The 18587-nt window shown below is 59.9% G+C and carries 18 protein-coding genes; 12 read left to right on the top strand and 6 right to left on the bottom strand.

From position 1 onward, the window contains the following. Positions 1-381 precede the first annotated feature (381 nt). From MWU54_RS07795 to MWU54_RS07780, 4 genes are all read left to right on the top strand, one after another. Complete coding sequence (locus MWU54_RS07795; RefSeq protein WP_247081925.1) at positions 382-1488, top strand: ABC transporter ATP-binding protein; 1107 nt, start codon at positions 382-384, stop codon at positions 1486-1488. Between the two features lie 109 nt (positions 1489-1597). Further along, positions 1598-2710, top strand: coding sequence for an extracellular solute-binding protein (locus MWU54_RS07790; RefSeq protein WP_247081923.1), 1113 nt, complete (start codon positions 1598-1600; stop codon positions 2708-2710). Positions 2711-3077: 367 nt separating this feature from the next. Beyond that, positions 3078-4757, top strand: coding sequence for an ABC transporter permease (locus MWU54_RS07785; RefSeq protein ID WP_247081921.1), 1680 nt, complete (start codon positions 3078-3080; stop codon positions 4755-4757). 3 nt (positions 4758-4760) lie between these two features. Then, on the top strand, positions 4761-5951 hold the full coding sequence (locus tag MWU54_RS07780) for an ABC transporter permease (RefSeq protein ID WP_247081919.1): 1191 nt from the start codon (positions 4761-4763) through the stop codon (positions 5949-5951). Here MWU54_RS07780 and MWU54_RS07775 read toward each other — a convergent pair. Both MWU54_RS07775 and MWU54_RS07770 read right to left on the bottom strand, forming a co-directional pair. After that, positions 5948-7447 (bottom strand): citrate lyase subunit alpha, encoded by a 1500-nt coding sequence (locus tag MWU54_RS07775; protein ID WP_247081918.1) that lies wholly within the window; start codon positions 7445-7447, stop codon positions 5948-5950. The two genes, MWU54_RS07780 and MWU54_RS07775, sit on opposite strands and share 4 nt — an antisense overlap. Beyond that, entirely contained in the window at positions 7447-8316 is an 870-nt protein-coding gene (locus tag MWU54_RS07770) for a branched-chain amino acid aminotransferase (protein ID WP_247081917.1), read from the bottom strand. The genes MWU54_RS07775 and MWU54_RS07770 overlap by 1 nt, the downstream gene beginning before the upstream one ends. A 164-nt stretch (positions 8317-8480) precedes the next feature. Here MWU54_RS07770 and MWU54_RS07765 point away from each other — a divergent pair, with 164 nt between their 5' ends. From MWU54_RS07765 to dxs, 6 genes are read left to right on the top strand one after another with little or no spacing between them, the layout of a single operon-like run. After that, entirely contained in the window at positions 8481-8990 is a 510-nt protein-coding gene (locus MWU54_RS07765; RefSeq protein ID WP_247082213.1) for a MarR family transcriptional regulator, read from the top strand. Positions 8991-8994: 4 nt separating this feature from the next. Continuing rightward, positions 8995-9693: a response regulator gene (locus tag MWU54_RS07760; RefSeq protein WP_247081916.1), complete on the top strand. Its 699-nt coding sequence runs from the start codon at positions 8995-8997 to the stop codon at positions 9691-9693. Positions 9694-9739: 46 nt separating this feature from the next. Then, positions 9740-10666: a histone deacetylase family protein gene (locus tag MWU54_RS07755; protein ID WP_247081915.1), complete on the top strand. Its 927-nt coding sequence runs from the start codon at positions 9740-9742 to the stop codon at positions 10664-10666. Further along, on the top strand, positions 10663-10905 hold the full coding sequence (locus tag MWU54_RS07750; protein WP_247081914.1) for an exodeoxyribonuclease VII small subunit: 243 nt from the start codon (positions 10663-10665) through the stop codon (positions 10903-10905). Before MWU54_RS07755 ends, MWU54_RS07750 begins: the two co-directional genes overlap by 4 nt. 8 nt (positions 10906-10913) lie before the next feature. Next, the gene (locus MWU54_RS07745) at positions 10914-11783 is read left to right on the top strand and encodes a polyprenyl synthetase family protein (protein ID WP_247081913.1); all 870 of its coding nucleotides are present in this window, start codon (positions 10914-10916) and stop codon (positions 11781-11783) included. 21 nt (positions 11784-11804) lie between these two features. Continuing rightward, entirely contained in the window at positions 11805-13730 is a 1926-nt protein-coding gene (gene dxs / locus MWU54_RS07740; RefSeq protein WP_247081912.1) for a 1-deoxy-D-xylulose-5-phosphate synthase, read from the top strand. Here the strand turns inward: dxs and MWU54_RS07735 are convergent. The 4 genes from MWU54_RS07735 to MWU54_RS07720 all read right to left on the bottom strand — a co-directional run bounded on the left by MWU54_RS07735 (position 13727) and on the right by MWU54_RS07720 (position 16483). Further along, positions 13727-14359, bottom strand: a complete 633-nt coding sequence (locus tag MWU54_RS07735) for an exopolysaccharide biosynthesis protein (RefSeq protein ID WP_247081911.1) — start codon at positions 14357-14359, stop codon at positions 13727-13729. The two genes, dxs and MWU54_RS07735, sit on opposite strands and share 4 nt — an antisense overlap. Continuing rightward, positions 14356-15219, bottom strand: coding sequence for an SDR family oxidoreductase (locus MWU54_RS07730; RefSeq protein ID WP_247081909.1), 864 nt, complete (start codon positions 15217-15219; stop codon positions 14356-14358). Before MWU54_RS07730 ends, MWU54_RS07735 begins: the two co-directional genes overlap by 4 nt. A gap of 61 nt (positions 15220-15280) precedes the next feature. After that, positions 15281-16036 (bottom strand): class II aldolase and adducin N-terminal domain-containing protein, encoded by a 756-nt coding sequence (locus tag MWU54_RS07725; RefSeq protein ID WP_247081907.1) that lies wholly within the window; start codon positions 16034-16036, stop codon positions 15281-15283. Between the two features lie 27 nt (positions 16037-16063). Continuing rightward, positions 16064-16483: a VOC family protein gene (locus MWU54_RS07720; RefSeq protein WP_247081905.1), complete on the bottom strand. Its 420-nt coding sequence runs from the start codon at positions 16481-16483 to the stop codon at positions 16064-16066. Positions 16484-16582: 99 nt separating this feature from the next. Between MWU54_RS07720 and MWU54_RS07715 the strand changes: the two genes are divergently transcribed. Together MWU54_RS07715 and MWU54_RS07710 are read left to right on the top strand one after the other, a co-directional pair. Next, positions 16583-18067, top strand: coding sequence for an AMP nucleosidase (locus MWU54_RS07715; protein ID WP_247081903.1), 1485 nt, complete (start codon positions 16583-16585; stop codon positions 18065-18067). Positions 18068-18251: 184 nt separating this feature from the next. Beyond that, positions 18252-18539: an HU family DNA-binding protein gene (locus MWU54_RS07710; protein WP_247081901.1), complete on the top strand. Its 288-nt coding sequence runs from the start codon at positions 18252-18254 to the stop codon at positions 18537-18539. Positions 18540-18587 lie beyond the last annotated feature (48 nt).

Genomic DNA, 18587 nt, shown 5'->3' with positions numbered 1-18587 from the left:
AACGATTTGCGCGATTGACCATGGGCCATGCCGCGGGCGTCTTTCCACGCCGTGCGAGAGCGGGATTGTGATTGGAACGGACCGATTCGATGGCCTTAAGGGTGTCGGTTGAATGAGAGGCGTGACGCCAGAGCGTTGCGCGACCCACTGCGCTTGTTGCATTGGTCGGTCGTTGTTAGCGTCGCAATGGTCGCAAATATTCCGGAAAGCGACGTAAGCGCGGGCGGTTGAGACCGCTTTGTGGCGGATTAAGACGCGAGACTTCGGCGGGCAACCGCTGCAATGTAAATCTGGCTATTCGTGTTGCAATGTCTGACGCAACGCGTTTTAGTTTCGTCGATAAGCGGAAAACATCCGCAGACTAAACAGGGGGTGCGTTTTTTGCCTGACTCGTCAAACACTGACGCGTTCGTCGAATTCGAACGGGTGCAAAAAAGTTACGACGGCGTTCAGCTGGTCGTGAAAGATCTTAACCTCACCATGCCAAAGGGCGAGTTTCTGACGATGCTCGGACCCTCGGGTTCGGGCAAGACAACCTGCCTGATGATGCTGGCGGGTTTTGAAACCGCCACACATGGTGACATTCGGCTGGATGGCCGACCGATCAACAACATTCCGCCGCACAAGCGCGGCATCGGGATGGTGTTCCAGAACTACGCGCTGTTCCCGCATATGACGATTGCCGAGAACCTCAGCTTCCCGCTGGAAGTGCGGAAGATGGGCAAGTCGGACCGCGAAGCCAAGGTCAAGCGAGCGCTTGATATGGTCGAGATGGGCGCCTTTGGCGGTCGTCGCCCGGCGCAATTGTCCGGCGGTCAGCAGCAGCGGATCGCGCTTGCCCGCGCGCTGGTGTTCGAGCCGGAGCTGGTTCTGATGGATGAACCGCTGGGCGCGCTTGACAAGCAGCTGCGCGAAAAGATGCAGTTCGAAATCACGCATCTGGCGCACCGTCTGGGTATCACCGTGGTTTACGTGACGCACGACCAGACAGAGGCATTGACCATGTCGGACCGCGTTGCCGTTTTCGATGATGGACGTATTCAGCAGCTGGCGCCGCCAGATGAGCTGTACGAAAAGCCGCAAAACAGCTTTGTCGCGCAATTTATCGGTGAAAACAACACGTTGGAAGGCGTGGTCCGCGAAATCAAGGGCAACCAGTGTCTGGTTCAGCTGGATGGTGGCGAACTGATTGATGCGGTTCCCGTCAATGTCAGCGAAGTGGGGGAACGCACCCGCGTGTCGATCCGCCCCGAACGGGTCGAGTTCAACAAGGACCGTCTGCAGGAGGGTGTTCACACGCTCAAGGCCGAGGTGCTGGAATTCATCTACATGGGCGACATTTTCCGCACGCGGCTCAAAGTGGCGGGCAATGATGAGTTCGTCATCAAAACCCGGAACGCGCCGGATCAGGTGCGTCTGGAGCCGGGTGCGCAGATCGAGATCGGCTGGCTGCCGGAAGATTGCCGCGCACTGGATGCCGCAAAGTAAGTTGTTCTGTCGTTCGGGCGCTGGTCGCCCGGATGCCATCACAGGTGTTGTTTGGTCGATCCGACGAACAGCACCGATCGTCATAAACGGATCGAATGGGAGACTATGAATGAAACTGACAAAAACACTTTTGGCAACCAGCGCACTCACCGTTGCTGCCGCAGGTGCGTATGCAGCAGGCCACGGCATGTCCGACAGCATGACTCTGGTCAGCTGGGGCGGCGCATATCAGGAAAGCCAGGATAAGGCGTATCTTCAGCCGTATCTCGCGATGAACGAAGGCGTGTCCGCATCCTGGGACGAAAGCTCTGCTGAAGCGGTGGCCAAGCTGCGCGCGATGAACGAAGCAGGCAACATCACCTGGGATCTGGTGGACGTCGTGGCGTCTGACGCCATGCGTCTGTGCGACGAAGGTCTGGCGATGGAAATCGACCACGACGAAATGCTGGCCGCCGCGCCGGATGGCACATCGGCGTCTGACGATTTCGGCGACCTGATCGTTTCCGACTGCTTCGTCCCGCAAATCGTGTACTCCACGACCTTCGGCTACCGCACAGACATGGTTGGTGACACACCGCCGTCGACTGTCTGTGACGTGTTCGATCTTGAAGCCTATCCGGGCAAGCGTGCGCTGCAGAAGCGTCCGATCGACAACATGGAGTGGGCTCTGTACTGCGATGGCGTCGAAAAGGACGCGATCTATGACACGCTGAGCACAGACGAAGGCGTTGACCGCGCCCTTGCCAAGCTTGACACGATCAAGAGCGAAGTCGTCTGGTGGACCGCTGGTGCGGAAACACCGCAGCTTCTGGCCGACGGCGAAGTCGTGATGGGTTCGACCTTCAACGGCCGTCTCTTCTCGGCGATTGCAGAGCAGAACCAGCCGATTGGTATGCTGTGGGACATGCAGTCATTCGACCTTGACGGCTGGATCATTCCTGCCGGTCTGTCCGATGAGCGCAAGGCGCGCGCGCTGGACTTCCTGAAATTCGCAACAGACACGCAGCGTCTGGCGGATCAGGCCAAGTACATCTCTTACGGTCCGGCACGCGCCTCTTCGGCACCGCTGGTCGGCAAGCATGAAACGCTTGGCATCGACATGGCGCCACATATGCCAACCGATCCGGCCAACGCATCCAACGTTCACATCTATGACTACGAATGGTGGGCCGACAACCGCGACGATCTGGATGCAAAATTCCAGGCGTGGCTGGCACAATAAGCGCTGCGAGGCGGGGTTAACCCGCCCGACGCAACCGGGGCAGACCAGTGGTCTGCCCCAATCAGACGGGGACAGCATTCATGCCGAAAGGCGATATCATTGACCGGATCAAGGATGGCGGGTCAGACGCTTACACGGACAAACCTGCGCGTCGCGCAAGGGGTCAGTCCGGTGCGCGCATCCGCGTTTTGAAGCCGACCAGTCAGTCCCCAACGTTCAAAGGCCACGCAGTACACTGCCGGGTCGATATGGAAATTTCCGAAACACCCCTCGCGCAGCGCGCGTTTGACGCCCCTGATTTCCAGGGCATCGCCAGTCTTCGCCGCAGCAGCGCAACATGCACCAGACTTTTTGTGGAAGGTACGCCATGACGGACGCAACAAGCTCCCAGACCCCCGGAGGGGCGGCACCAAATGACGGCAGGGATGCATCAGGCCAGATGATCGCCGCTGATGGTCGTCCGCTCAAGAAAAGCCTGGCACGGGCACTGCGTGCACAGAAGCTGCGCGCGCTGGCGCTGATTGCCCCGCTTTTGCTGTTCGTGCTCATCACGTTTATCGCGCCGATTGCGGACATGCTGTTCCGGTCGGTCGAGAACCAGATCGTGTCCGACACGATGCCGCGCGCCACCGAAGCCTTGCAGGACTGGGACGCAAATGCCGGTGAATTGCCGCCGGAAGAGGTGTTTGAAGCGGCCTATTACGATCTTTTCATTGCCGCTGAAAACAAGGCACACACACGGCTTGGGTCGCGTTTGAACTACGAAGAGTCCGGTATGTCCTCGATGTTCCGCCGCGCGGGTCGTGGTCTGGATGACATCGGTGAGGTGTATCAGGACCAGTTCAAGGACCTGAACGGGGATTGGGACGAAGCGCGCCCCTGGGCCGAGTTGATGGGGGATGCGACTTGGATTTCACAACTTGAATCCTGGGATGGCGAAAGCACCGCGCCCCGCGTGGCGTTGCGGGACGATATCGAGGCCCTTCTGCCGCGCACCGCTGAGGCCTATCAGATCTTTGCGGAGTTCGTTCAAACAGTGGATGAAGACAATCCGCTGGAAGAAGAGCCGTGGACCATGGTGCACACCGCGCTCTATCAGGATCTGCTGGACGTCGATGTGTCGGGGTATTCCGGGCCACGCGCGGACATGCTCAAGGCCGCGGATGCTTTGGTTGCCGATCCGACGTTCGAGACGATCACCTTCAAGGACGGTTTTGAAGAGATCGACGAAGACTGGCTGCTTCTGGAAAACTGGCGGGTCATCAAGGCGTACAGCCCGGATTACACGATCGGGTATTTTGCGACCGCCGCCGACTTGGAAAAGACACCGGACGGGATTTCGCTCCGGGATGAAGATGAGCGCATCTACGCGAAGCTGTTTCAGCGCACGTTGTTCATGAGCCTTGTCATCACGGCGTCTTGCATCTTGCTGGGCTATCCGATTGCATACCTTCTATCGAACCTGCCCATGCGGACGGCCAACCTGTTGATGATCCTTGTTCTGCTGCCGTTCTGGACGTCTTTGCTTGTGCGGACGTCTGCGTGGAAGGTGATGTTGCAGAATCAGGGTGTGATCAACGACACGTTGGTGTGGCTGGGCATGGTGGCCGATGACGGGCGCTTGCAGATGATCAACAACCAGTTCGGCACGATTGTTGCGATGACGCATATCCTGCTGCCGTTCATGATCCTGCCGATGTACTCGGTTATGTCGACCATTCCGCCCTCTTATGTGCGTGCGGCCAAGTCTTTGGGGGCGACCAACTGGACAACGTTCTGGCGGGTCTATTTCCCACAGTCTGTGCCGGGCATTGGTGCGGGATCGATCCTCGTGTTCATCCTGTCGATTGGCTACTACATCACGCCGGAAATCGTCGGCGGGACATCGGGTATCTTTATCTCGAACCGGATTGCCTATCACATTTCCAGTTCACTCAACTGGGGCCTTGCTGCCGCCTTGGGGTCAATCCTGCTGGTGGTCGTGTTGGCGCTCTACTGGGCCTACGACCGGATCGTCGGCATCGACAACGTGAAATTGGGGGGCTGAGCCATGTCGGAAGCCATACTCACACCGATTGAGAAAAAGCCGATCGGCTTCACGATGGGCACGCTGGCGGCAGCCGGGGCATTCCTGGGGCTCTTTGTCGGTACCGCGCAGGGGTCGGGATTGCTTGGCATTGTTGTCGGGGCGATCCTTATGGCCGCACTGGCGTTCCTGGCGATGCAGGTGCTGGGCGAAGAGATGGAAAAGCCCGTGCGCTGGACGCTTATTGGCGTGGCAGGTCTTGCCGGGTTCTTCCTCAGTGGCGTTCCGGGCGCTATTCTTGGTGCGCTGTTCGGCTGGTTCTTTGGCTGGTTTATCTACTGGATAGGCATGGGCCGCTACCGCGCGCATCTGGTGCCGTATCTGACCGGTGGCCAGGTGTTGTGGCACTATAGTTTCCGGGTGCTGTGCGGCGTGATCTTCTTTTTCCTGATCACGCCCATCGTGGTGGTGATGCCACTGTCGTTCAACGCGCAGGACTTCTTTACCTTCACGCCTGAAATGCTGCGGTTCGATCCCGAAGGCTATTCGCTAAAGCACTACCGCGACTTCCTGACGAACACGGAATGGACGAGCGCGGTGAAAAACTCGCTGATGATCGCACCGGTCGCGACGTTTATCTCGGTCACGCTCGGCACTCTGGCCGCCATCGGACTGAGCCAGTCTCATGTGCCGGGCAAACGGGCGATCATGGCCATTCTGATCTCTCCGATGATCGTGCCGCTGATCATTTCGGCAACCGGCATGTACTTTTTCTATTCCAAGATCGGGATTGTCGGCACCTATTGGGGCGTCGTTCTGGCCCACGCTGTGCTGGGTATTCCCTTTGTGATCATCACCGTAACCGCAACGCTGGTGGGCTTTGACAAGTCCCTGACGCGGGCGGCTGCGAATATGGGTGCGAACCCGGTGACGACCTTCTTCAAGGTGCAGATGCCGCTGATCCTGCCGGGTGTGATTTCGGGTGGATTGTTCGCGTTCATCACGTCGTTTGACGAAGTTGTGGTGGTTCTGTTCATCGGCTCTGCCGAATTGCAGACGCTGCCATGGCAGATGTTCACCGGCCTGCGCGAACAGATCTCGCCAACGATCCTGGCGGCGGCCACGATCCTTGTTGCGATCTCGATCTGTTTGCTGACAGCGGTGGAGATTCTGCGCCGTCGGTCCGAACGGCTTCGCGGGATGTCGCCGGGCTAACCCGCGCGGATCAAGTCTATGACACGACCGTCGCGGTGTTCGCTCACCGCGACGGTTTTCTTTTGCGAGGGGAAGGGATTGCGTGGGGTCATGTCGGCAAACACGTCCGTGGCCGAGATCATCGGCACTCCCGCCGTTCGTAGCGCCGGTTTCAACCAATCCCACTTGTCGGAGGCAAAGGTCACTCCGGCTTCGGTGACAACCAGATCCACCGACGATCCGGGCGTTGTTCGGTGCAAAACCGACGGAACAGCCTTTGGCCCGCCGCGCGCACGGGTGGGTGTGGTCACGATGGTCAGGCGGGCGTCCTGTGCCACGTCGCTGTGTCCGCCTGATCCCCCGATGATGCGTCCGTCGCTGGTTGTTGTGACGTTGACATTGAAGGCGCGGTCAACCTCTGTGGCCCCCAGAACGGCGCAGGCCAATTGTCTGGAAACCGCATCCGTACGGGCCGGGCTGGCATACTCGGACGCTGATATCCCCATATGATCAGGATCGGTGGCATAGGATCGGGCCGAGACCAGATCAAAGGCTTGCACGTCTTGTAGCCGGGTAAACAACCCCGCATGGTGCATGTCGACCAGGGGCGCCGTGATCCCGCCGCTTGCGAAATCGCCTTTCATCTGTGCCGCGTGCATCAAGGGGGCCAGGGCGTTTGCGGTGGCCAAAGAGGTCGCGCCCGCGCCGGTTTGAAAGCTGAAGGCAGGATCGTTCCGGAAGGCTTCGAACACCACGCGCGCGGTCATCTCTGCGATCTTCTGACCTTGGGCATTGGGCGGCTTGGCAGTTGTTCCCGACGTGATTTGGGTCGCGTCGCCAAGGCTGTCGACCTGTGTGATCTGGTCAATCCGCAGCGCTGGAATGCAGATGCGCGGAAGCGGTGTGCGCGAGGCGTCGGTGACGGCGATCACGTAACGGGCGTGGGCTGCATCGACCATCGCATACCCCAACGGACCACAGGCCGACCGTCCGATTGCACCGGTGATATTGCCTGCATCGTCAACGGCGGGGGCGGCGATTATAGCCAGATCAATCGGCAGTCGCCCGTCTTCGATTGCCGCGGCCCGCCCGCCATGGGTTTGCAGAACGGCAGGCGTCGCAAGGTGGCCTGCGCGCACCGCATCTGCCACCGGGCCGTTCATGTAGCTGGTTGTGATCCGCGTGATTACGCCGCGCTGGATCAACGGCACCAAGGCAGCGTGGCAGGGGAAAATTGACGATGGCGCGATGTGCAAATTGCGCAGGCCCATCTTCGCGCAAAGCTGAAGCGCATGGGCCATTAGAGCGTCGCCGTTGCGCAAATGGTGGTGAAACGACAGGACCGCGCCGTCGTGCAGATCGGCACGCTCTAGTGCAGTAAGCAGGTTCGGGACTGTTTTGGGCTGGGTAGCAGGACGCGCCATGCGCCGGGGCGGCAAGGCAAGCGGCGCGTTCGTCCAGGGGGTGACCGGGCCATAGCCTTCGAGAAAGGCAGGCAGGCCCGGTCGGGGCTCCATTAAAGGCGAACCAGCTTTTCGTAGCTTTCCGCGATATCGCGGGTCAGGGCGCCGACGTCGAATGTATAGTCGCCAATCTGGCCAACCGGGGTGACCTCAGCGGCGGTGCCCGTCAGCCAGCACTGTTCGAAGCTTTCCAGCTCTTCCGGCATGATGTGGCGCTCATGAACGGTCACGCCGCGTTCTTTGAGCATGCCAATCACGGTCTGGCGGGTGATCCCGTTGAGGAAGCAATCGGGGTCAGGCGTGTGCACTTCACCGTCTTTGACGAAGAAAATGTTCGCCCCTGTCGCTTCGGCCACGTAGCCGCGATAGTCGAACATCATGGCGTCGGAACAGCCTTTGGCCTCGGCCGCGTGCTTGGACATGGTGCAGATCATGTAAAGACCGGCTGCCTTGGCGTGGCTGGGGATCGTTTCGGGCGACGGGCGCTTCCATTTGGAAATGTCGAGCTTTGCGCCCTTCATCTTGGCGTCACCGTAATAGGCACCCCATTCCCACGTCGCGATGGCCAGACGGACCGGGTTGCGCGCAGAGGCGACACCCATGTCTTCGCCGGCACCGCGCCACGCCATGGCGCGCACATAGGCGTCGGTTTGACCGTTGGCTTCCAAAACCGCCTTCTTGGCCGCTTCGATTTCGTCCACCGAATAGGGGATTTCGAAATCAATCATCTGGGCCGAGCGCTTCAGTCGTTCGGAATGTTCCCGCGATTTGAAGATCTTGCCGTTATACGCGCGTTCGCCTTCGAAAACCGAACTTGCATAATGCATGGCGTGGGTCAGAATGTGGACATTGGCCTCGCGCCAATCGACCATCTGGCCATCCATCCAGATTGTTCCATCGCGATCATCATATGTTCCGGCCATGTCATCTCTCCCTACCCGGATTTTCAAAAATTGCGCAAGATAGGTCCGGATCGGACATAAAGTTGCGCCAAAACTGGGATTCGCTACCATTTGGTCCTTGGAATGTCAACAAGACTGACGTATTTTCGGGAGCAACGAAAAGACCGATGGGACGCAAAAAGACCATGGCAGAGGGACATCCCCCCAGCGCCGCGAGCGGACAGGCCTTGCTTTATCTCACCGATGAGCAATTGCGGCAGGGCATTGAGGCGATGTTCTTTGCCTATCGCGGGTTCACCGCCGATCCTGACCGTATCCTTGAGGGCATGTCTTACGGGCGCGCGCATCACCGTGCGCTGCATTTCATCCATTGCGCGCCGATGACAACGGTGAACAACCTGCTGGCCATTCTGGGGGTCACCAAGCAATCGCTGAACCGTGTGTTGCGGACCCTGATCGAAGATGGTCTTGTCGAAAGCCATGTAGGTCGCAGCGATAAGAGAGAACGGCATTTGACATTGACCGAAGCGGGACAGGCCCTTGAACGGCAATTGTCGGACGCCCAGCGTGCCCGGATGCGGGACGCGTTCCGCAAAGCCGGACCAGAGGCCGTCGCAGGGTTCAAAACGGTGCTGGAAGCGATGATGGATGACGATATGCGCCGCGCGTATCTGGCTTTGAGGGAAGGTCGTTAAGAGTATGGATCCAGACGCACATCTGCTGATTGTCGATGATGATGAGCGTATTCGTGGGCTGTTGCAGAAGTTTCTCATCCGGAACGGGTTCCTGGTCAGTGCCGCGCGCGATGCCGCGCATGCGCGCCGTATCCTGTCGGGGCTCGATTTCGATCTGATCGTGCTGGATGTGATGATGCCGGGTGAGGACGGGATCAGCCTGACGAAGGGCATTCGGGAAACGTCGACGACGCCGATCCTTTTGTTGACAGCGCGGGCCGAAACCGAAGATCGCATCGCAGGGCTTGAGGCCGGGGCTGACGATTATCTGGCAAAACCGTTCGAGCCCAAGGAACTGCTGTTGCGGATCAATGCCATTCTGCGCCGGATGCCCGAACAGATTGCCGATGATGGTGCACCGAAATACCTGAGCCTAGGCCCCATCCGCTATGACACCGAGCGCGCCGAGATGTGGCGTGGTGAAGATCTTGTGCGGCTGACCTCGACCGAGATCCAGTTGATGAAAGTGTTTGCGGCCAAGCCCGGTGAGGCACTGAGCCGGTCGCAACTGGTCGAAGAACTGGGCCGGGATCGCGGCCAAAGCCAGGAACGTGCGGTCGATGTTCAGATCACCCGCCTGCGGCGCAAGCTTGAGGACAACCCGAAACAGCCGCGCTATTTGCAGACGGTGCGCGGTGCCGGGTATATGTTGGCACCCGACTGATCCGTCGGATTGAGATACTATTAAGAAAAAAGCAGGGGGGCTGCGCATGGCGACGGCGTTGATCACACATGCAGATTGTCTGGAACACGTGACACCGGATGGGCATCCGGAACGCGTGGCGCGGCTGGAGCATGTTCTTCATGTGCTTCAGGATCTGGACCTACAGCGCGAAACGGCCCCCGAGGTGGACGACGCCCATCTGCGCTATGTCCATCCGCAATCCTATATCGACGGGATCCGGGCATCGCTGCCCTCCGAAGGGCGGCACCAGATTGATGCCGACACCTGGGCGTCACCGGGAACCGGACGCGCGGCATCGCGTGCGGCAGGAGCCGTGGTCAAAGCCGTGAACATGGTTCTGGATCAGGAGGTCAGAAACGCCTTTTGTGCCATTCGGCCGCCGGGCCATCATGCGGAAAAGTCGACGGCGATGGGGTTCTGCCTGTTCGGGAATGCCGCGATCGGGGCGAAACATGCACTTGAAGCGCATGGATTGTCTCGTGTGGCCGTTGTGGATTTTGATGTCCATCACGGCAACGGGACGCAGGACCTTCTGTGGGACGAAGTCCGCGCGCTGATCATCACAAGCCAGCAAATGCCGCTTTGGCCCGGAACTGGTGACCCATCGGAACGTGGTGCGCATGACAACGTGCTGAATGTTCCTTTGCCGCCGCGCTCTGGCGGGGCCGAGATGCGGGCGGCTTATGAAACGCAGGTGTTTCCCCGCCTGCGGGAGTTCGCGCCCGAGCTGATCATCCTTTCGGCGGGCTTTGATGCGCATCAGGACGATCCCCTGGCCGAATTGCAGTGGTCGACCGAGGATTTCCGCTGGCTGACGCAAGAGCTTTGCGCATTGGCGGCCGAGATTTGCGACGGGCGGGTCGTCTCGACTCTGGAAGGGGGGTATGATTTGTCTGCCCTCGCCGCGAGTGCCCGCGTGCATGTGGAAGAATTGATGGAGGCCGCAAAGTGAGCGACACGCCTGTAGATGAAATGAGCTTCGAAGCGGCGATGGCCGAGCTTGAAAAGGTTGTCGGGCAACTGGAACGCGGCGATGTCGCGCTTGAGGAATCCATCGCGCTTTATGAACGTGGCGCGGCGTTGAAAAAACGCTGTGAGGCCAAGCTGAACGAAGCGCAGGAAAAGGTCGCCGCGATCACACTGGACGCTGACGGACAACCGACCGGAACGACGCCCGTCGATCCCCAATAGGGTGCGGCGTGTTCAAGGACGTTCTGACATCTGACGCGGCCCGGGTTCAGGCGCATTTGCAAACCGTTCTCGCGGGACAGACGACGCTGCCGGTGATCGAGGGCATGCGCTATGCTGTGGCCGGTGGCAAAAGGCTGCGGGGCTTTCTGGTGATGGAAAGTGCGCGGCTGCATGGGGTGCCCGAGGCGCAATCGGTTTGGGCCGCGTCTGCGATCGAAGCAATCCACGCCTATAGCCTTGTGCATGACGACTTGCCCTGCATGGATGATGACGACCTGCGGCGCGGGCAACCCACCGTGCATCGCAAATGGGACGAAGGCACAGCAGTGCTTGTCGGGGACGCGCTTCAGACGCTTGGGTTCGAACTTGTGCTTGACCCTGCATGCCATGGCGATGCGTCTGTACGCGCCGATCTTGCGCTGAGCCTTGCTCAGGCGTCGGGTCGCGCGGGGATGGTGATGGGCCAGGCCCTTGATATCGCCGCCGAAAGCGCGGATGCGCCGCTGACGCTGGCGCAGATCACCGATCTTCAGGCGGGTAAAACCGGCGCGCTGATAGTCTGGTCCGCCGAAGCGGGGGCGCGGCTGGCGCAGGCGGACCGGGCCCCACTGACCCGATACGCAACCGCGCTTGGCCTTGCCTTTCAAATTGCGGACGACATCTTGGATATTGAAGGTGACGAAACGACGGTCGGAAAGGCGGTTGGCAAAGACGCGGATCGCGGCAAAGCCACGTTTGTCTCCTTGTTGGGCCTCGACGGCGCAAAGCGACGTGCGCGCGACTTGGTCGCCGAAGCCTGTGATGCCTTGTCGCCCTATGGGGCGCGGGCGAATACCTTGAATGACGCGGCGCAGTTCGTTATCTCGCGCGACACCTAACGCGACCCGGAGGCGCGGATCATGTCCCTGAATTCAGATACGCCGCTGCTTGATACCGTCACATCCCCCGCTGGTCTCAAGCGGTTCTCGGATGCGCAGCTGGAACAGCTGGCCGATGAGCTGCGCCGCGACACCATCGCTGCGGTGTCCCGTACCGGGGGGCATCTGGGGGCGGGTCTTGGCGTTGTGGAACTGACGGTTGCGCTGCACGCGATTTTCGACGCGCCGCGCGACAAGATCATCTGGGATGTGTCGCACCAGTGCTATCCGCACAAGATCCTCACCGGACGCCGCAATCGGATGGATACATTGCGCCAGGAAGACGGTCTGAGCGGTTTTACCAAACGGTCAGAATCTCCGTATGATCCGTTCGGGGCGGCCCATAGCTCAACATCCATCTCTGCGGCGCTGGGGTTTGCCGTGGCGCGCGATCTGGGCGGGGCGTGTGACACCGGGCATGGCGATGCCATTGCAGTGATTGGCGATGGCGCGATGAGCGCAGGTATGGCCTATGAGGCGATGAACAATGCCGGGCACCTGAAAAAACGCCTGATTGTCATCCTCAACGACAACGAAATGAGCATCGCGGCACCCACCGGGGCGCTGTCGTCCTATCTGACCCAGCTTTATGCAGGTGCGCCGTTCCAGGATCTCAAGGATGCCGCCAAGGGTGCGGTCAGCTTCCTGCCCGAGCCGTTCCGCGAGGGCGCCAAGCGGGCGAAGGACATGCTCAAGGGAATGGCGATTGGCGGGACGCTGTTCGAAGCGCTTGGGTTTTCCTATGTGGGCCCCATCGACGGGCATGATCTGGACCAGCTGCTGCCGGTCCTGCGGACGATCAAGGATCGCGCGGACGGGCCCATTCTGCTGCACGTGGTGACCAAGAAGGGCAAGGGCTATGCCCCTGCGGAAGACGCGGCGGACCGGGGCCATGCGCGGGCGAAATTTGATGTTCTGACCGGCGAACAGAAAAAAGCACCATCCAACGCGCCAAGCTATACCAAGGTGTTCGCACAGGCGCTGATGGAAGAGGCGGCGGACGACCAGATGATTTGCGCGATCACGGCGGCGATGCCGGACGGCACGGGTCTTGATCTGTTTGCAGAGCGGTACCCATCGCGGACGTTCGACGTTGGTATCGCCGAACAGCATGGCGTGACGTTTTGTGCCGGATTGGCGGCCGGGGGGCTAAAGCCGTTCTGCGCGATGTATTCGACGTTTCTGCAGCGCGGTTATGATCAGGTTGTGCATGACGTGGCAATTCAGCGGTTGCCGGTGCGCTTTGCCATCGACCGGGCCGGTCTTGTCGGGGCGGACGGGGCGACCCATGCGGGCAGCTTTGATATCGGCTATCTTGCCAACCTGCCCGGTTTTGTCGTCATGGCGGCAGCGGATGAGGCCGAACTGAAACACATGGTTGCAACCGCCGTGGCGCATAATGATGGCCCCATCGCATTCCGTTATCCGCGCGGCGAAGGGCAGGGGGTTGAGATGCCCGACCGTGGCCGGGTGCTTGAGATCGGCAAGGGTCGGATGATCCGCGACGGCCAACAGGTGGCGATTCTGTCGTTTGGAACGCGGCTTGGTGAAGTGCTGACCGCATGTGAGGCGTTGCAGGCCAGGGGGATCACTCCAACGGTTGCGGATGCGCGCTTTGCCAAACCGCTGGATCGGGATTTGATCCTGAAACTGGCGGCAGAGCACGAGGCGCTGATCACCATCGAAGAAGGCGCTGTTGGCGGGTTTGGCAGCCATGTGGCGCAGCTTTTGTCGGATGAAGCGGTCTTTGATGACGGTCTGAAATTCCGCTCCATGGTGTTGCCGGATATCTTTATTGATCAGGCCAGCCCGGCGGCGATGTATAGTGTCGCGCAGCTGAATGCCGAACATATCGAGGCAAAAGTGCTGGAGGTCATGGGTGTGGCGACGATGGGCAAGCGGGCCTAGAACAGGCCCGTGATCAGCCGCAGCACGAAGACCAATGTGCCGGCCAGCACGCTGTAGCCGGCAATCAGGACAAATCCATCGCGCACCATCAGCGCAAAGGCGACAAGCGCGACACCCCCGGCGCTGATGGAGGTGAACATCGGCACGATTTCCAGAAACGGCCATGTCGCGGCGACCGTCATTACCGCCAGCAGGGCGATCCTGTCGAACGGGGGGGCTGTCAAAAGGATCAACCGATTGCGACTGTGCCGGTCAAGCCAAGCCGCCGGTTTGCGCAGGTAGCCCACCGCGCGCTGCAACTGTTCCGGGCGCAAGGTGCGCTTGGCCAGAAACTGCGGCAGCCAGATATGCCGACGTCCGAAAAACGCCTGTGTGGCAATCGTCAGGATGATCAGCCCGCCGAAGGTCGGCATGAAAGGGATGATCGACAGCGGTGAGACAAGGATCAAAGAGGGGACCAGCAGGATGGCCCCGAAAGACCGTGGTCCGACGCGGTTCAGCATCTCCTGAAAACTGAGCGACAGGGCCGGATCGTTCTCCACATCCCGCACCCCGGTGTCTGCATGCTCGGGGTCCAGAACGTCCAGCACCGCGCTTAACGTCCTTGGCGCGTCTGCCTCGGTGGTCACGCCGGCGAGCCTTCCGCGGCAAGAACGGCGGCAAGCCCCTGCTTGTAGTCCGGGTACTTCAGTTCGACCCCCAGATCCTGCTTGATCCGATCGTTTCGAACGCGTTTGCTTTCGGCATAGAAACTGCGGGCCATGGGGGTGAACTCTGCCTCTTCGTACGGAATTTCCGGTGGCGGATTGACGCCAAGCAAATGTGCCGCGTATTCGATAACGTCCTGTGGCGGCGCCGGGTCATTGTCGCAGACGTTATAGACCGTTCCTGGCGCGGGATGGGTCATGGAGGCCTCAAGCACCTGTGCGATGTCCTCGACATGGGTGCGGCTAAAGACCTGACCTTCCTTGATGATACGCCGGGCGGTGCCGTTTCTGACCTTTGAAAATGGCCCGCGACCGGGTCCGTATATCCCGGCAAGCCGGAAGATATGAAGCGGCAGATCGGGAATATCTGACCAAGCCGCCTCTGCCGCAACGCGACGGCGTCCGCGTTCGGTGGCTGGCGTCAAAGGTGAGGTTTCATCCACCCAAGCGCCCTGGACATCGCCGTAGACGCCAGTTGTGGACAGATACCCCACCCAATCCAGTCGCGCGGCCTGCGCGGCAACATCGGATCCGATCAGGGCCAGCGTTGGATCGCCGGTTTCGTCGGGTCCAGCAGAGATCAGAACGTGGCTTGCATGCTCCAGCCACGGCAGGATCGCGTTGCGGTCCCATAGGATCGGCGTGATGCCTTGAGCGCGTAGCCTGTCGAACTTGTCGGGGTCGCGCGTGGTGCCAGCGATGCGCCATCCCTTCGGAACAAGTCGTTTTGCGAGATAGGCCGCGCTGTATCCGTGGCCCAGCGAAAGGAGAGTGTTTTCCATGGCTCAGAAGGTGGGGAGATACACGGAAAATACAAGCCGCTTTCCCATCCCCGAAACCGGATCACGCCGCGTAGTCAGACCCTTCGTCATCCAGGATGCATTTCAGTTCCGCCAGGTGTCGCAGATCCTGCTCCGGATAGGTTTCAAGCTCTTGCGCCGTTTTTTCCGCGATCTCGTCCGACAACACCTTGAGCGGCAGTCCGGTTTGCAGCGCGCGGATATAGGTCTCGGCCGCGCGTTCGAAATAATACAGGCGATTGAACGTGTCAGCGACGCTGTCCCCGATCACCATCACACCGTGGTTGCCCATGATCATGACTTTCTGCTTAGGATCGGTCAGCAATTGCGCGCAGCGTTCGCCCTCGTCTTCGAAGGCCAGGCCGCCGTAATGGCTGTCGATGACATAACGGTTGAAGAAGGTGGCACAGTTCTGGTCGATGGGCGGCAGGCGGGGGTCCTCCAGGCAGGCCAGCACGGTGGCATGGATGGAATGCACATGCATCGCGCAGCGGGCATGCGGGCAGTGCCGGTGCAGGCCGCCATGCAGGCCCCATGCTGTGGGATCGGGCGCATTGGGCCCTTCAAGCGTTTCGGGATCATTGGCATCCACAACGATCAGATCGCTGGCCTTGATCCGTGAAAAGTGCATCTGGTTCGGGTTCATCAGGAACTTGGTGCCGTCGTCGTTGATCGACAGGCTGAAATGGTTGGCCACGCCTTCGTGCATGTTCAGCCGTGCGGTCCAGCGAAAAGCGGCGGCCATGTCCACCCGCTCTGTCCAGTGGTCCATATTGGGGGCGAATTGGGCAACAGTCATCGGTGAACTCCTTAGCGAATACGCTTGTCAAAGCGGGCGAGACGGCACCCAGGCATAGCCATCGGGGCACAACAGATAGCATTCCCGCAGGCCATGCGGCTTGTCCGTTGGGGGCTGCAGGACTGTGAAACCCGCAGCGTCGGCTTTGTCAAAAGCCTCGTCGGGATCCGTGTCGTAAAGCCGGATTTCCACACCCGCCCCGCGAGGCGGGTTTTCGGGCAAGAGCCCAAGCAGCGGATTTGCCCCATAGGTGCCGTCGGAATGCAATTGGAACACCTCGGCCCCGTAGCGCATGATTGCGAAATCGGCTGACACCCGGTGGGCCGTCATGCCAAAGACCTGCACCAAGCGGCCTGACATGGCCTGCACATCGCGGGTCAGGATGTTAAGCCCGATGCCCCGCAGGCTTGCGCCAAACGCCTCTGCCGATACCGTTTCGTAATCCATCAGCGCTCTTATGCCCCCCGCCGTTCTACGCAGCTTGATCCCCGGCCATGGACCTGTCAACCTGCCGCGATAACACGCAAAGACCTAGAAAGGCAGCGCATGCAGGACCGTTCAATCAATCTGGAAATTCACAGTCCCGAGGCCCCGACACCAGAGCGGTTTGATGATGCAAAACAGGCGGTGGATCGGTTGTGCGACCTATACCGCCTTGCGACGGATTTTCTGAGCAGCACCTTCCAGACCGCAATGGAACAGGGGCATCCCGGCGTGCGGTACCGGGCGTATTATCCCGAGGTGCGGATCACCACGACCACCTTTGCGCAGGTCGACAGCCGCCTGAGCTTTGGGCACGTGTCGCAACCCGGAACACATGCGGCCACCATCACGCGCCCGGATTTGTTTCGCTGCTATCTGGAGCAGCAGATCGGCCTTTTGATCGAAAACCATGGCGTGCCGGTGGAAATCCAAGTGTCCGACACGCCCATGCCGGTGCACTTTGCAGTGGCCAATGAGGCGTCTGTTAATGTGCCGCAGGACGGTGCGGCGGACTTTATCCTGCGCGATGTGTTCGATGTGCCCGATCTGGCCACGACAAACGACGACATCGTCAACGGCGTTGCAAAGCCTACTTTGGACGGAGCGGAACCGCTTGCACCATTCACAGCGCAACGGATTGATTATTCGCTGGCGCGTCTGGCGCATTATACGGCAACCGACCCGGAGCATTTCCAGAACCACGTTCTTTTCACCAACTACCAGTTCTATGTCGCCGAGTTTGAAGCCTATGCGCGGGCACAGCTGGCTGATCCGGACAGCGGTTACACGGCTTTTGTCAGCACCGGGAATGTCGAGATCACCGATCCCAACACACCCATTCCCGCAACCGAAAAAATGCCGCAAATGCCGACCTATCACCTGAAACGGGACGGCGGCGCAGGGATCACGCTGGTCAATATCGGCGTTGGTCCGTCGAACGCGAAAACGGCCACGGATCACATCGCTGTCCTGCGTCCCCATGCATGGCTGATGGTGGGCCATTGCGCCGGGCTGCGCAATTCGCAAAGCCTTGGCGATTTCGTGCTGGCGCATGCGTATCTGCGCGAAGACCGGGTGCTGGATGACGACCTGCCGGTCTGGGTGCCGATCCCCGCGCTGGCGGAAATCCAGATCGCGCTGGAGCGGGCGGTTGCCGCCGAAACGCAGCTTGAGGGCTATGATCTCAAGCGGATCATGCGAACGGGCACGGTGGCCAGCGTCGACAACCGAAACTGGGAATTGCGAGACCAGCACGGACCGGTGCAACGGCTGAGCCAAAGCCGGGCGATCGCGCTCGACATGGAAAGCGCGACCATTGCGGCCAACGGATTTCGCTTCCGGGTGCCTTATGGCACCCTGCTGTGCGTCAGTGACAAGCCCTTGCACGGCGAACTGAAGCTGCCCGGAATGGCGTCGGATTTCTACAAAACGCAGGTCGCGCGGCACCTGATGATTGGCATTCACGCGATGGAACAGCTGCGAGAGATGCCGCTGGAACGCATCCACAGCCGGAAATTGCGCAGTTTTGAAGAGACGGCGTTCCTCTGACCGATTCTTGTTTTGGCCAATCGCAGCGCCCCTTTCCCTAGCGTCACTCCTTGAATCCTGTGGATAAGGGCTAAAAATAGCCGAAATCCCTTGTTTTTATGCTACCAGCCGTTGTGTTACCTACCAATATACGGTTAGTTTTTGGCGGTGAGGCCCTACATCGGGCAGTGAAGGAGACCACGAAATGGCGAAACCAATGACTAAGACCCAGCTTGTGGCCGCTTTGGCCGAAGAAATGGGCAGCGACAAGAAATCCGCAAGCGCGGCGCTGGATGCCATCACAGGCATCATCACCAAGGAAGTGTCTGGCGGCGGTGCCGTGACCCTTCCCGGCGTTGGCAAGATCTACTGCCGCGAGCGTCCAGAGCGTATGGTGCGCAACCCGGCGACAGGTGAACAGTTCAAGAAGGAAGCGGACAAGGTGGTCAAGATGACCATTGCGAAAGCTCTCAAGGACAGCGTGAACGGCTAATTCCCGTTTTCATCTGCGAAGAAAAAAGGCCGCGTCAAAGCGGCCTTT

It is taken from the genome of Marivita sp. S6314 (assembly GCF_023015985.1).
Taxonomy (GTDB): Bacteria; Pseudomonadota; Alphaproteobacteria; order Rhodobacterales; family Rhodobacteraceae; genus Marivita.
Note: the sequence above shows the minus strand (reverse complement) of the source record. Positions and strands in the feature narration are given on the sequence as shown.